This window comes from Variovorax boronicumulans, from assembly GCF_029892485.1.
GTDB lineage: Bacteria > Pseudomonadota > Gammaproteobacteria > Burkholderiales > Burkholderiaceae_C > Variovorax > Variovorax boronicumulans_B.
Map to the genome: position 1 here is coordinate 27,553 of NZ_JARXVG010000001.1, position 14,490 is coordinate 42,042.

At 62.2% G+C, this 14,490-nt stretch carries 11 protein-coding genes and 2 pseudogenes; 7 read left to right on the forward strand and 6 right to left on the reverse strand.

Annotated features, from left to right (window positions below; translation table 11 throughout):
• The first annotated feature begins 1 nt into the window (after position 1).
• Positions 2-1,462 carry an FAD-binding oxidoreductase gene (locus M2282_RS00095; protein ID WP_280806785.1) on the forward strand — a complete coding sequence of 487 codons (1,461 nt, stop codon included), beginning with the start codon at positions 2-4 and terminating at the stop codon, positions 1,460-1,462.
• Between the two features lie 1,102 nt (positions 1,463-2,564).
• Here M2282_RS00095 and M2282_RS00100 read toward each other — a convergent pair.
• From M2282_RS00100 to M2282_RS00110, 3 genes and pseudogenes are all read right to left on the reverse strand, one after another.
• A pseudogene (locus M2282_RS00100) lies at positions 2,565-2,902 on the reverse strand (cyclase family protein); the annotation flags it as partial.
• A 15-nt stretch (positions 2,903-2,917) separates the two neighbouring features.
• Positions 2,918-3,901, reverse strand: coding sequence for a Bug family tripartite tricarboxylate transporter substrate binding protein (locus M2282_RS00105; RefSeq protein WP_280806786.1), 984 nt, complete (start codon positions 3,899-3,901; stop codon positions 2,918-2,920).
• Positions 3,902-3,911: 10 nt separating this feature from the next.
• Positions 3,912-5,624, reverse strand: coding sequence for a CocE/NonD family hydrolase (locus tag M2282_RS00110; RefSeq protein ID WP_280806787.1), 1,713 nt, complete (start codon positions 5,622-5,624; stop codon positions 3,912-3,914).
• A 115-nt stretch (positions 5,625-5,739) separates the two neighbouring features.
• On the opposite strand from M2282_RS00110, the gene M2282_RS00115 reads away from it, so the two are divergent.
• Positions 5,740-6,402 (forward strand): TetR/AcrR family transcriptional regulator, encoded by a 663-nt coding sequence (locus tag M2282_RS00115; RefSeq protein ID WP_280806788.1) that lies wholly within the window; start codon positions 5,740-5,742, stop codon positions 6,400-6,402.
• A gap of 383 nt (positions 6,403-6,785) precedes the next feature.
• Here M2282_RS00115 and gcvA read toward each other — a convergent pair whose 3' ends face one another.
• Positions 6,786-7,739 (reverse strand): transcriptional regulator GcvA, encoded by a 954-nt coding sequence (gene gcvA / locus M2282_RS00120; protein ID WP_280806789.1) that lies wholly within the window; start codon positions 7,737-7,739, stop codon positions 6,786-6,788.
• A gap of 123 nt (positions 7,740-7,862) precedes the next feature.
• Between gcvA and M2282_RS00125 the strand changes: the two genes are divergently transcribed.
• Both M2282_RS00125 and M2282_RS00130 read left to right on the forward strand, forming a co-directional pair.
• Complete coding sequence (locus M2282_RS00125) at positions 7,863-9,209, forward strand: aminotransferase class III-fold pyridoxal phosphate-dependent enzyme (RefSeq protein WP_280806790.1); 1,347 nt, start codon at positions 7,863-7,865, stop codon at positions 9,207-9,209.
• Positions 9,210-9,235: 26 nt separating this feature from the next.
• Positions 9,236-9,819, forward strand: a pseudogene (locus M2282_RS00130) (enoyl-CoA hydratase-related protein); the annotation flags it as partial.
• A gap of 790 nt (positions 9,820-10,609) precedes the next feature.
• Here M2282_RS00130 and M2282_RS00135 read toward each other — a convergent pair.
• Entirely contained in the window at positions 10,610-10,825 is a 216-nt protein-coding gene (locus tag M2282_RS00135) for a hypothetical protein (protein ID WP_280806791.1), read from the reverse strand.
• Between M2282_RS00135 and M2282_RS00140 the strand changes: the two genes are divergently transcribed.
• A complete protein-coding gene (locus M2282_RS00140) occupies positions 10,825-11,019 on the forward strand; it encodes a hypothetical protein (RefSeq protein ID WP_280806792.1) in 195 nt (64 codons plus the stop codon). The two genes, M2282_RS00135 and M2282_RS00140, sit on opposite strands and share 1 nt — an antisense overlap.
• Before the next feature lie 352 nt (positions 11,020-11,371).
• Here M2282_RS00140 and M2282_RS00145 read toward each other — a convergent pair whose 3' ends face one another.
• Complete coding sequence (locus M2282_RS00145; RefSeq protein ID WP_280806793.1) at positions 11,372-11,899, reverse strand: hypothetical protein; 528 nt, start codon at positions 11,897-11,899, stop codon at positions 11,372-11,374.
• Positions 11,900-12,263: 364 nt separating this feature from the next.
• Here M2282_RS00145 and M2282_RS00150 point away from each other — a divergent pair, with 364 nt between their 5' ends.
• Positions 12,264-12,698, forward strand: a complete 435-nt coding sequence (locus M2282_RS00150; protein WP_280806794.1) for a hypothetical protein — start codon at positions 12,264-12,266, stop codon at positions 12,696-12,698.
• Positions 12,699-14,003: 1,305 nt separating this feature from the next.
• Entirely contained in the window at positions 14,004-14,405 is a 402-nt protein-coding gene (locus tag M2282_RS00155) for a helix-turn-helix domain-containing protein (RefSeq protein ID WP_280806795.1), read from the forward strand.
• Positions 14,406-14,490 lie beyond the last annotated feature (85 nt).

The following is a 14,490-nucleotide window of genomic DNA, read 5'->3' on the forward strand; positions in this document are numbered from 1 at the left end:
CATGGCCGACACCGATACCGCCGTGATCGATGGCCTGCGCGCCATTGTTGGCGACAAGGCCTGCCTGGACGCGGCGGCCGACATGCAACCCTTCACCACCGACTACCGCAAGCTGTATCACGGCAAGGCGCTGGCCGTCGTGCTGCCCTCCTGCACGCAACAGGTCAGCGAGGTGCTCGCGCTGTGCACGAAGCACGGTGTGCCTGTGGTGCCGCAGGGCGGAAACACCTCGCTCATGGGAGGCGCCGTGCCCAACGCGGCCGGCGACGCCGTGGTGCTCAATCTGCGGCGCATGAACCAGGTGCTGGAGATTGATGCAGTCAACGACACCATGACCCTGCAGGCCGGCGTGACGCTGCAGGCCGCACGGGCCGCGGCCGAGACGGCCGGGCGCCTTTTCCCCCTTCGCATCGGCTCCGAAGGCTCGTGCCAGATCGGCGGCAATCTCTCGACCAACGCGGGCGGCACAGCCGTGCTGCGCTACGGCAACATGCGCGACCTCACGCTCGGCATCGAGGCCGTGCTGCCCGATGGGCGCATCTACTCGTCGCTGCGCGGCTTGCGCAAGGACAACACAGGCTACGACCTGAAGCAGCTTTTCATTGGCTCCGAAGGCACGCTGGGCATCATCACCGCGGCCGTTCTCAAGTTGATGCCGTTGCCAAGTGCGGCCGCCGTGGCCTGGGTTGCCGTGAAAGACCCGCATGCGGCCGTGCAGCTGTTGACGCAGGCCAAACGCACCGCGGGACAGGCCGTCACGGCCTTCGAGCTGATCTCGGGCCCGGCGTTGTCGCTGGTACTGGCGTCGATGCCGCAGCAAAGTGCTCCGCTACCCGACGCGCACAACTGGATGGTGCTGATCGAACTGACCTCGGGCGGCGATGCCGAAGGCCTGGACGCCACATTGATGGCGATCCTCGAGCAAGGCATGGAAAGCGGCCTGATCGTCGATGCCGCGGTGGCCGCCAGCATGGCCGACGCGCGCGCCTTCTGGCTGCTGCGCGAGGAGATTTCGGACGCCCAGACCCGCGAGGGAGGCAGCATCAAGTGCGACATCTCCATTCCGCTGTCGAAGATAGCCGACTTCATCGCCGAGGCATCGGCGCAGGTGCTTTCGCTGGCACCCGATGCGCGCATGGTGATCTATGGGCACATGGGCGACGGCAACGTGCACTTCAATCCATTGCGGCCGAAGAGCACCCCTGCCGCGGAATTCCTTGCCGCCCACTACACGCAGGTCTCGCAAGCAGTGGACGGACTGGCGCACCGGCAGAACGGTTCGATCTCGGCCGAACACGGCATCGGCGTCGCCAAGCGCGACGACCTCCTGCACTGCAAGACGCCGGTAGAGTTAGCGTTGATGTGGCAGATCAAGCGAGCCCTGGACCCGGGAAACTTGCTCAATCCATTCAAGGTTCTGCCCTTGCCGACCGGAATGGACCACAACGCGACAGAAGCCTGAGCTTCATGGGACTCACAAGGGCGTCTGATCGCGGATCCATCCCATGCAGCTGGCCTATCGACAGCCTCTGCCAGGCGATACGCCTCCGCTGGTTTCAAAGTCCAACTCTACGGCACCCCCGTTCATCCATCGAACTTCGCGACCAGGACCTACAGCGCCGATTCGGATGTGTGTTCTGGATCACAAGTGAAGCAAGAAACAGCGCTGTGTCCGATCCAAGCCCCGCCTTCCAAATTTATAGTCAGCTCTCGGGCATTCTGTCTCATTTGCATTAAACGTAGCTAGCTCACATCCATGCATACAAGCAGCTCCGGGTGGCCAGACCGGCCAATTGGTATCACGAGTGAGCATAGGACCGCATGGTCGTCACGCTTGTCTGCGGAGCAGAGCACGGTCCCTTGTCGATTCAACCTACATCTCCAGACAGGTGGGAAATCCCGCTCTGCTTACCCGGTAAGTGCATTGTTCCGTCTTGCATCGCGTTCGGAAGTGAATCACTGGCTTCTGGAAAACAGTCCGTCTTTCAGGACCGACAGAGATCTCGTTTTGCGGTACACCCTCGATCTTCGCCGTGAGAACGGGTCTCGGGTGCGCTTGGAAGACATCGTCGAAGACGCTCGAGCAGCCGCCATGATCGCGGCGGTATTTCTTCAGAAATTGAGAGCCTAGAGTCTCGGCTCCTCCCTGGCGACGACTGCTTACCGCGCGCAGCTGAGACATCGACCGGCATTCCGGGCCCCTCCACTTTCAGAACGTATGTCGTAAGTGCATTGCTGACGGCCACTTCAATTGAAAAGCGATGGCTGTGTACTCACGTGCTCGTAGGTCGGGCAGTTCCGCCGTGGAGAGCTGTGGCCCTCCCACAGAATCACAAGGCCAAGTCCTAACCCGATGTGCTTCGGTATCACCGATGGTTGCGCAGAATGGAAGACATTGAATTTTTTATACTCGGCGGATTGGTGCTCGTAGGCATCTGCGCGTTGGTGATGGTCTGCCGGGATGTCTTTTACAAGGATGATGACGCGCCTCCTGACGATTCCGCGCGCTGACGGACAAGTTGTCCACGCGGCGTCCGGTTGCGAGCGAATCGTCCGGGCGAGCGCCGAAGGTCCAGCTTCACGCCGGGCAGAAAGCGCCACTCCAGCGCGACCTCGCCCGCGGCCGTGGAGCGCTCCGCGTTGCCAAGCGCATTGTTCATGGTGCTGTGGAATTGATGCGGCGCGTTTAGATGTCTGCCGTTGTGCGTCGGCAGTCGGTCAGTTTCTGCCGCTCAGCCTTCGCCATCAGGCAAATCGCCCTTGCGAAGGCCCGGGAAGAAGGCGGCGATCTGCTCCGGCGAGTCCTCGTGCGTCACGTAGTCGATGTGCGGCGCAAATACGGGGGATCACTCAGGACATCGTTCTCCAGGTAGATGGACAGGTCGATGAAGCTGCGGCGCATGGCGTCTTTCGAGGATCAGTTGACGGTGATTTTTCGGGCCCTGACCAAGTCGCCCCACGTGCGCTTCTCCTGGTGCAACAGGGTCGTCATGGCATCGACGCTGGCACTCATGGGCTCGCTGCCCGTCTCCGCGAGCCGCTTCTGCAAGTCGGGGGTCTGCGTGATGCGCGTGATCGTTGCGTTGAGCCTCTGAACCACTTCGTTTGGTACGCCCGCTGGCGCCCAAAGGCCATGCCAGCCCACAACGGCAACGGCTGGATATGTTTCTGAAATGGTCGGCACGTGGGGGAGCTGCGCGTGGCGATGGCTGCCGCTGTAGGCAATCGCGCGTACCTTCCCCGAGTTGATCATGGGAATGGCCGAAGCAGCGGGCTCGACACACAGCGGGATCTGACCCCCCACGACGTCGGTCATCGGAGGGCCTTTGTACGGCACGTGCAACATCTGCACGTGCGCGCTCTGGTTGAAGAACTCCATGATCAGGTGCAGGAAGCTGCCCACGCCGTTGGTGCCATAGGCCAGTTTGTCCGGGTGTGCGGCGGCGTAATCAACGAGCTCCTTCACTGTCTTGAACGGCATGTCGTTGTTGGCGACGATGAAGGCGCCCTGCGACAGCAGCGGCGAAACGGGCCGAAGGTCTTTCTCGGGGTCGAAGTTGAGCCTGGAATAGATCCAGGGATTGACAGTGAACGAACTCGATACGGTGTACAGGAGGGTGTAGCCGTCCGCGGGAGCCTTGGCCACGACATCGGATGCGATATTTCCGGCCACGCCTGGACGGTTCTCGATGATCACCGGTACGTTCAGGGCCGTAGAAAGTCTCTCCGCGTAGATGCGGCTGTAGGTATCGGGCGCCGTGCCGGGCGGCCCCATGTTCACCAACTTGATGGTGCGCGATGGCCACGCCTGTTCTGCAGATGCGGCCTGCCAAGGTTGAAGGGTTGCAACCGCGCATGCGGCGGCTGCGCGGGCAATGATCGCGCGGCGTTGGATGGCCATGGAAATTCCTTTACGGTTTTGCGGGCACGACAGGTAGCAGCAGAAACGATGGATGTGCGCCGCCGGTGTGGATCGTGATTTCCCCTCCGAAGCGCTCCGGGGTCCGGTCCTCGGGATGGTCGTGCAGGAGAACGGAAGAGCCCCGCAGGGGCTTTCCGTAGATTTCGGGCCACGGCCCCGGGAGGTCATGCTGGAAGTCCGTGCTGCCAACTGTCAGCACCAGTCGCCAGCCCTGGGGGAACACGAACGACATCGGCCAGATTTCGACCTGCAGTTCATAGATCACCCCGGGTTCGAGAAACTGGAGTTCGTCATGGGCGAGCACGGGCTGCCACGGTTGCGACTTCACGAGATCCAGCTTGCGGTGGGAGGCACGTAGCCACCCCTGCGCCATCGGCGCATTGAACTCGGAGGCCGCGACGATGAGATGCTCCTTGCCGGCCGTGTCGTAGGCGCGGACCGTCAAGAACAGATCGGCGTCCTTTGCCGTTGTCGATACGTGGAGGGTGGCCGCAATCGGACCCGTCACTTCCGTCTCTTGCTCAAAGGGAGCGGTGCTGAAACTTGCCTTGCCGTCCAAGCCGTCGAATCGCGCTTGCGCATCTACGCCAGAGGGCTCGCTCGTCAGGCGGGACGCGGTAGCGTCCAGATAGTTTCGTGTCCACAGCGTCCGGGCCAATGGCCACTCCTGCTCCGCCCTTTGGACGAAACTATCGACGTGCCGCACCAGCATGCTGATCGGCGCCTTTTCGTCCCAACCGTTATCTTCGCCTTTCAGGAAATAATCGAAGAACCGCTTCTGGAGGGCGACGCCGTAATCCGTGTAGAACTCGGTCCAATGCTCACGACCGTGGAACTCCATCCACTTCTGCTTGGACCCGGCGCCCAGCCATCCCTGAATGTTGCCACGCAGGTGGACACCGTGGCCGCCCCAGTTCCCGCAAGAAAGCACCGGCACCTCGATCGCCGCCAGATCCGGAGTGCGTTCTTTGTAGTAGCTGTCGTCTATGAGTTCCGCCGACAGCAATTTGCCTGGGATATCCCTACGGTTGGCGCGCAACTCATCTTCGCTCAGTTCGTCAGGCCCAGCGATCGAGACCCCGGTGTTTGGATTGACGCGGGCGCGCGAGCCCAGGCCGTTCTGGACGTTTGCTATCTGATTCGGATACCAGTTCATCAGGAAGGTGTTGAGTATTCCTCCGTGCCGGCATGCGTCGCGGTAGATGTTGGTGTACCCCTCGAACGGGCAGATGGCCGCCAGATGCTTGGGTCGCCTGGCGGCCACCTGCCACTGCGTGCTGGCGTAGTACGAGACACCCGCCAGGCCGATCTTCCCGTTGCTCCAGGGTTGCGCGGCAGCCCATTCGATGCATTCGCAGAAGTCGTCGATCTCACGGGGCGACCAGCAGTCGATGAAGCCGGGCGAACGGCCGGCTCCACGCGAATCTACGCGGACGCAGACATAGCCGAAGGGCACCCATCGCTCGGGGTCGACAGTCTCCCAGTTCGCATAGCGACCTGTGCTGCCACGTAAGACCTCGGGATAGTCGGAGGTCAGGCCCTTCCACTGCATCGGGAAGCCTTCGCTAAAGTGCAAACCCTTGGCGTAAGGGCCGCATGACATCAATACGGGGAACGGGCCTTCGCCATCAGGACGAAAGATGTCGGCGCGGACGACCGACCCATCACTGGTGGCGATCTCGACATCCCAATCGATCTTCATTCGGGCGCTCCAATCATTTGTATGAAACAAGTGTTTAATGTAGCAAGGCCTTGTGCCGCTGGTCCCCGTGCAAACCCGGGCCGGGTGTTTCAAACAACCATTTAAAATGGCGGTGATGAGGACTCGAACTACAGGTACAGCAGGCCAAAGCGCAGGCGAGGCGCGTGAGCGCATCCTTGTCGCCGCAGAACTGCTCTTCGCGCGGCAGGGGGTGGACAAGACCTCGACTCGCGACATCACCACAGAGGCAGGTGTGAACGTCGCTTCGGTCAACTATTACTTCCGTTCCAAGGAGGCCTTGGCTGAAGAAATTTTTATGCGCCTTGCTCAACGAGTCACGGTGCTGAGGCTTGCTGACCTGTCAAGGGTCATGGACGTCTCCCGTCAGAACAGGACGTCCCTGCGGCTGGAAGACCTTGTTGACTGCTTCATCAGGCCCTATTTCGAGCCTGGACTCCACGGCGCTTTGCTCGCGCGATTCATCCTTCAGCACAGGTTGGATCCAAGCGAAATGACACACCGAGTTTTTGAGCAGTACCTGAACCCGTTCGCGATGGAGTTCATCGATGCGCTGTGCATGACAGACAAGCGGATCAACAGGGTTGACTGGCTTTGGCGCTACACCCTGCTGACCGGAAGCGTGATGCTTGCCATGACGGATGTCGGCCCAAAGAACCGCATGTCCGTGTTGTCGAACGGACAAGCAGATGCTTCTCACGCTGACGAGCTAAAGCGTCACTTGGCGGAGTATCTTTGCCGTGCGCTGAGGAGCGGCTAGATAGCAGACGCCGGTGGGGTGCTGCATCTTTTTTGCCAACGATCAATTGAATCTGCCGCCCTACGCAGTCCTTCCCTTCAGCGCAAAGCGCCCATTAAGACGCACGCTGGCAGGTAAGCCGAGATCGGCCGAAAGGAACCAGCTCGCGCCGGTGGCGCCAGCGACGCCGGAGGTAGCTATGTTGGCAAGCCAGCGACGGCAGCCTCGGCTTCGTGGCTCATGCGCAAAGCCATCAACTGGAAGAGCTCAAGTTTTGTTTTGACCGTCGCTGCCTTGATGGACCGCGGAACCTGCTCGACGTGTGGAATCTCCGACTTGCCGAGCAATGGGCTGGAGGATTTCGGGCCTCGCATCAGAAGGCCTGCGAACGTCCGCTTTTCGGATCAGGCGATCCAACGCGCAGAGCTGCCTCGCTTTGCGCGTCTGAAGTCCTGCGCCGCACCGCGCACCCACTCGACGAAGCACTGCACCGGACGCCGCCGTGCCGAGGACAGCTTGTTCTGCAGCAGGTGATAGCGGTAAGGGCCGGTGGCCGCGCCGCGCCACGCCATCGCGAGCGCCCCCTGATCGACAGCGTCGGAGGCCAGCACATCCGAAGCCATCGCCACGCCCTGCTTCGACGTGGCGGCGTCGAGGGTGAGATAGCTGTGCGAGAAGCGCAGCCTCGGAATCTGCAGCCGCTTGGGCACCAGGACGCCTTGTGCCCTGAACCATCGTGCCCAGTCGATCTGTTCCGGAATGCGCGGCTCGAACTCGTCGTGGAGAAGCACCATGCTCAAGAGGTCGCGGGGTGATGTGAACGCACCGTGCTCGGCCAGCAGCGCAGGCGCCGCAACGGGGAAGAAGTGCTCGTCCAGCAGCGGCTCGGTCGCCAGCCCGGGGTAAGGTCCAGCACCGAGCCGGATGGCCACGTCGACCCGGTCTCGCACGAATTCCACCGGCGGCACTGAGGCCAGCACGCGAACCTCGATCTGCGGATGGGCCGCCCGGAACTGCCCCAGCCTCGGCATCAGCCAGCGCGTGACGAACGAGGGCATGGCCGTGACGGTGACTTCGTTGTCGTCGGCGTGCCGGCGCAGTTCGGCCGAAGCGCGTTCCAGGTCCTCGAGAACTTGCTCCACGCTCGCGCGGTAGGCGCGCCCGGCATCGGTCAACTCGACGGAGCGAGGCAGCCGCGCAAAGAGTTCCACGCCGAGCCACTCCTCGAGTTGGCGCACCTGATGCGCCACCGCGCCCGGCGATACGAAAAGCTCCACGGCCGCCTTGGCAAAGCCGCCGTGCCGCGCCGCCGCTTCGAAGGCGCGCACCGAGAGCATGGGAGGAAGTTCGCGCGCCATGAGACTTAATATTTTTGGGGGCCAGCTGTCAAAGGATTGATTTGTCCGCTACTGCGCCTGTTTCTATGCTCGATCCGGACTGCCAGTTGAGGCAATCAGATTATTTCATCTACAGGAACTCCAATGGACCTTCAGATACATGGACAGGCCAACGCTCAGCTGCCCGCGGCCTACCGACAAGTGCTGGTCTCGTGGTCGGTGCAGGGCGGACCCAATCCGCCAGTCATCACGCGCGCGCAAGGCTGCCACTTCTTCGACCAGGACGGCAAGTCGTACCTGGACATGACCAGCGGCTATGTGGCCGTGCCCCTCGGGCACGGCCATCCGAAGGTGGTGAAGGCAATCCAGCAGCAGGCCGAAAGACTCTGCTGGGTGGCGTCGAGCTACTTCAACGACGTGCGGGCGGAATATGCCGAGTTGCTCAATCGCATTTCCCCGTGGCCTGAGGGACTGCGCGTGCATTTCGCGTCCGGCGGCGGCGAGGCGAACGACGATGCGCTGAAGATCGCGCGGCTGGTCACGCGCAGGTCGAAGGTGCTCACGGCTTACCGCTCGTACCACGGCAGCACCATCGGCGGCAGCGCGATGACGGGCGTCGACCGCTGGCGCGACCCGATGCCCAATCTGCCGGGCATGGTGAAGTTCTTCACCCCCTACCCCTACCGCAGCCCCTTCTTCACCATCGATGCCGCCGAGGAAACAAGGCGTGCGCTTCAGCATCTGGAACAGGTGCTCTCGCACGAAGGCGCGCACAACGTCGCGGCCATCGTGCTGGAGCCCATGACCGGATCCAGCGGCATGGTGATCTACCCCGAAGGCTATCTGCAGGGCGTGCGCGCGCTGTGCGACCGGCACGGCATCCTGCTGGTGTTCGACGAGGTCATGACGGGCTTCGGCCGCACAGGCGCCGCCTTCGCCGCCACGCGGCTGGGCGTGCTGCCGGACCTGATGTCCTTCGCCAAGGGCGCGAGTTCGTCGTACACGCCGCTGGGCGGCGTGCTGGTGCGCGAAGGCGTGGCCCGCCACTTCGACACCGAGCTGTTCGACGTGGGCCACACCCATGCCGGCCACGTGCTCGCGGTGGCCGGAGGCGTCGCGGCGCTGAAGGTCTACCTGGAAGAGGGCCTGTTCGAACGCACGCTCGAGATCGAAGGCTGGCTGCGCGAAGGCCTGCAGGCCTTGCAGCGCGCCCATCCGGTGGTGGGCGACGTGCGCGGCATGGGCGCGCACTTCGGCATCGAGCTGGTGAAGGACCGACAGACGCGCGAGCCGCTGGTGCTGTGGCACCACGCGGGCGGCTCCGGGCCGATGAAGGTGTTCTACGGCGAGTTGATGCGGCGCGGCGTCCACGCCTACGGCCGCTACAACGTGGTGATGGTGTCGCCGCCGTTCGTGATCACACACACCGAGCTCGCCGAGGGACTGGACGCGTTCGATGGCGCGCTGACGGTGCTGGAGGCTTCTCTGTGACATTCGCATCACTTCCCTCCTCCAACCTGCCTTACGAAGACATCCTCTACGAAGAACACGAGGGCGTGGCGCGCATCACGATCAACCGGCCAGAGGTCTACAACGCCGTGCGCGGCGCACCGCCGAGGAGCTGCTCCACGCCATCGGCCGCGCCGGCTGGAACCGAGAGATCGGCGTGGTCGTGCTGACCGGCGCCGGCGACCGGGCCTTCTGCACCGGCGGCGACCAATCGAGCCACGGCGCCGGCGGCTATGGCTCGCGCGGCACCATCGGGCTGCCGATGGACGAGCTGCAGAGCCTGATCCGCGACATCCCCAAGCCGGTGATCGCCCGCGTGCAGGGCTTTGCCATCGGCGGCGGCAACGTGCTGGTGACGGTCTGCGACCTTGCGATCGCCAGCACCGGTGCGGTGTTCGGCCAGGTCGGGCCGAAGGTCGGCTCGGTGGACCCGGGCTTCGGCACCGCACTGCTCGCGCGCGTGGCGGGCGAGAAGCGCGCCAGGGAGATGTGGTACCTGTGCCGCCGCTACGGCGCCGAGGAGGCGCTCGCGATGGGACTGGTCAACCGCGTGGTGGCGCCCGAGCAGCTGGATGCCGAGGTCGAGCTCTGGCCCAGCGCGCGCCGGACTTCCGCGGCGCGCGCCGCAAGGCCCCATGAACCGTCGGACGAAAGCAGCCCATGCAGTTTCCTGACCTCACCCTCTGGACGCCCGACGAAGCCCGCGTGGCCCGCTCGCCGCTCACCGCGCTGGCACGCCGCGCTTGCGCCGCGGACTACGACGCGCTCCACCGCCTGTCGATCGAAGATCCCGCCGGCTACTGGCGGCACGTACTGGACCACCTAGCCATCGAATGCAAGGACACGCAGCAGCCTGATATAATCCCTCATCGCCTACCACTCAAGTGGGCGCTGCCTGGCCAGGCAAGCTGAATCTCTCACCAGCGCGTCGAAGTCACTACGACGAGAAAAACAAAAATGACTTCATGCAAACGAATTTGCCGTAGCGTGGACCGCGTAAGAGTTCACGACCACATTCCGAAGCCCGCCTAGCGCGGGCTTTTTCATGCGCGCTCGTTCGTCACGCGGCCGAGCAGCGCACGCGCATGATGGTAGGCGCCAAGGACAGCGACATCATCAAGAGGTGCCTTGCACAGGCAACACTGCACAGCAGGACTGGTAGTCCAATCCGTTCGAGCAATGCAAGAACGTGCTTGAACGCAGGCGTGGCAACCTTTCGTGTCATCAGACGTTGGGTCCTGCGCGAGCAGATGTCCGAGCACTCAAGTTCCAGCTGAACTTCAGTGCCTTTGGTCATCAGGCGGTAATGCCTAGAAGAATTCGATCAACGGATCGCTCGGGATCCGTATGCTCTGGTAAAAATACGCTACAAGATTGCACCGCTAGTGCAGGATTCCGTCCTTACCTATCTGGAGTGCAGCCGTGGCGGCTTCCTGCTCTTCGCATGTCCCACCCCAAACAACATCCTTGACTGAGCCGTCCGGGGCATGAAAGCGTAGGGCCATGCAATCCGATGGAGTAATAACCATTTCGTCGAAGAAGTCGAAAACGTCTTCAGGGTTCATAAGGTCATAGATATGGGTGATGAAGGTCGTCATTGCAGATGCGCCCTGCACAAGTCCGCGAGGGCGGCCGCCCGATGAGTTTCGGTGCCCCCGAAAACAAGGTCTCGATGAGTGCCATCGTTGTTGAAAATCCGGATTGCCATGGATTCCCCGACTTCGGCCAAGCGCACCGTTTCTCGAAGCTTCTGCACAAACGATTCACCTTCAGCGGGAACGCGTTTTTTTGACATCGGCCGAATGTACGAGGCAAAAGATGATCCACGCTTGAGACGCGCTCCATTTGGCTTCACTTGACTTCGTGAATAGTGACGGAATCCACGGATGAGCAGGGCTACTTGAACGCGGTCTGTGCCTCTGGGCAGCCCTGGCCTCCGCCATCGGCGCTCAACCGGACGGACCGGTCGGCGATGCGTCGCTGGCTGCGTTGGGGAAAGGGGGCGGCAGATTTTGAGCTGATCGGACGGAGTGCCGTTTGAGCACAATGAGCTTTGACGCCGGAAGAAGATGCAGCTTTCCACCGCCGTTAGTACCCGACGACTCGGGCGCTTTTTCAGGCGTTCGCCGGGTTCAGCTTAGCCTTCACGGCTGACCTTCAACGTCACCTTCCGCTGACGCCGAGCCATCGCCGAACGCCCGTCTCATCCATTTCGCCATAAGCTCAAGCTGGTCGGCCGAGAACGCGCCGACAAGCTCGACGCTGCCTGTGGCAGATTTCCATTGGACATAGTTGCTTAGGCCCCGTTGGTTCTGCTGACCTACGCTTGCTATTTTTTCGAGGGTTGTCTGCAATTCAGCGTCGGCGATAGCTCTTGGCCCCCGAGCGGAATGCGCAGTGCCTGGCGGCGAAGACAGGTCCGACGAGTGGATCTCTATCGGATTCTCGATGGTGGAAGAACCTAGGGTCGCCATCTTGGCGCGGATGGCACCGTGAATGACCTCGGCATTGCTCGCATAGAGGGAGGCCAGCGAGCGTTCGTCGCCGACGACTCCGAAATGGTCCTCCAAAGCCTTTCGACTGATTTTTACAGGCGTGCTGCCTCGGCCGCGGCGCATGCGGACATGCAACCACTCTTCGCGGTCTTCAGCGTCCCCAGATTGCTTTGACATGCGCTTCACCCGATCACGTGGCGCGCATGTCAGCATTTCCGCATGGATGCGGGCGAGCAGCGCGCGAAGGCTGCGCGCCCCCTGTGGTCGGGTGGGGTTACCCAGATTCAGGAGTCTGACCGGGTACCCCATTGGGCGGCAGCTGGCGAACGATATACACAGGCCCCCGCCGTGTGATAGGCAAGTCGTTTTCGCAGACGTGCCAAAGCTCGGAAGCGTGAACAAATTCACACCGGCTACTGCGATGAATTTGCATTTGAGGGTTATCGACGAGTGTGAGCTCTGGACGGCATGGCTAGCGTCCGATCAGACATACGGCGCCATCTGCCTCACTCATTCCCGCTGAACACGCCAGCGATCCTTGGTGACGCAACGTAGCGAGAAAACGGTTTCGACACGCTTGGCACACGGACACTGTCTGTTCCCGAACACGCCACCGCAGGCGATGCGGATTCGCGAGACACTCCTCGCGCGGGCCTTCAGGCTGGCGCGCGGGCATCAGGAGACTCTGTCGATCGCCACCATCGGCGGCGGCGCGATCGGCGTCGAGCTGGCTGCGGAAATTCGAGATGCGATGGACGCGCTCTGGCAGCCCGAACCCGGCCTGGACCGCGACCGCGTGCGCTCCGTGATCGAGGGCGCCAACCGCCTGCTCGCGGCGAATCCGCCGGAGATGTCCAGGTACGCAGCGGCGTCGTTGCCCGGTGCGGTGTCGCACTGGCGCTCGCCGAGCGTTTGGTGGCCGTCGATGCGCGGGATCCGGCCCTGGCGAGCGGCAGGCGCATTAATGCGGAATTGAAGATCTGGACGGCCTGTAGAGACAGCGCCAGGTCCGTTTCGCGCATCACTTGAATCCGCGGACGGCGCACCATCGTCGTCGATCGGAGGCCCATCGCCGCGGCTGAATTCGCGCCCCCATCTTGTCGCGCCTTTTCCAACGGCGGTGTCGCACTTTGCCGCTGCATCTAAGTAAACGGTCGATGCAAGAGCGCGCAGTTGCGATGTTCGCGTTAGCAAGCGAGAGAACGAGGACACGGACGCGGTATGGATGCCGCACGGACAGCAAGACAGCCCGACACGATCCGGACCGGGCGGTTCTGCTGTCACGCAGGATGACCTCGAGCGCGGGAAGGAAGGGCCTTCGAAGAATCACTATAAAAGCTTCGCATATCGCCGTACCTATCGGTGAATCACCCCGGCTTCCCTAGACACTGGCGAGCCCTTGGATTCAGCCACGTGCTGTTGCCGCTTCCATCGGAGCGTCGCAAGATGGACTCACGGACACGAATCGCAAGGCCTTGATCGCCTCGCTTCGCTGCATCGCGCTGTGTACGTCGAGAGCAGGAACCCGGACGGTTCGGCTGGGTACTCGCTGAAGCCGTTCAGGACCCATCCGACGGGCGCAGATCGAACACGCCGACGAAGGGCTGGGCACCTACAAGGGAGCAATGGCCGCCGGCCTACCCGCGCTGCAGTGGATGATCGACGACCTGGACGTTGGCCCGCGTGACGACCCTCCAACTGCCACGAAAAAACCCAAGGGCAACCCATTCGGCTTTGGGTTCGGCACGAACCTGAGCTGGTCGAGCCACTGGGCAGAGGACCTGGCAATCAAGAGGCGCGAGCGTTCCCCGCAATCATCGATTGAACCGCTCCACCAGGAACGCGCCCCTCCGCTTCTCCTCCCATCCAGATACGCAGGGCGTCAGGCACGAGAACACACCCCAACAAGAGGGGAGCAAAAACAGCAATTCTCATGAAAAAATAGCAGGGACGCATTTCAGAAAGCCTAGCCGCAGGCTTGGCAAGGCAGCGTCACGGAACTGTCCTCAACACTGGATTCCATGTCTCACCCTTTTCCCCCTCCCCAGGCAGCGCCGCTTATGCCAGACGCCTGCCCCGAGCGCGAGGCGGCCCCCCGCTCCTTGGTTGCACTTGTCTTGCTGCACCAACTACGATGGGTCTCGATTTCTCTCTGAACACAAGGTAGATGGGGCATGCGTGACAGAGGCAAGCAAAGCTGCGTGCATGGTCGTGTGTCGCCGCAGCGCTCCTCGCTGCCCTGCCCTTTCGATATCTGGAGCAAGACAGCGGGGCCACAGCCATGAGCGGCAATTTCGCGGAGCGCCTGAAGGAACTCACGACGGACATGAACCGGGGGTGGCAGGCCGACCTCGCCCGCCGCTGTGGGGTAACACGCTCGGCGATTACCGGTTGGCTTTCGGGCCAGCGCAGTGGGATCGAGTCGACCTACCTGTTCATCACTGCCGATTACTTCGGGGTCAATGCCCGATGGCTGGCCACGGGTGTCGGACCCAAGTGGGCCGAGATGCCGATGTATCTGACGAAGAAGGTGCATCCCAACGTGGGTGAAGTACTGGCCAAATTCGAAGAGATGAGCTCACGGCGAACGGGAATCAACGATGCTGAACGGATCGAGCTCTACGTCTGGCTGGTCGGCGAGAGACCAAGCTTTCCGGGGACTGCAAACATGCAAACCCGTTGATTCAATGTGACAGCACGGCTTGGATAAGCGAGGCTTCCTTGAGGTTCGGAGCAAGACGTCTCGTCGCGGGCGGCTTCCGCTGAGC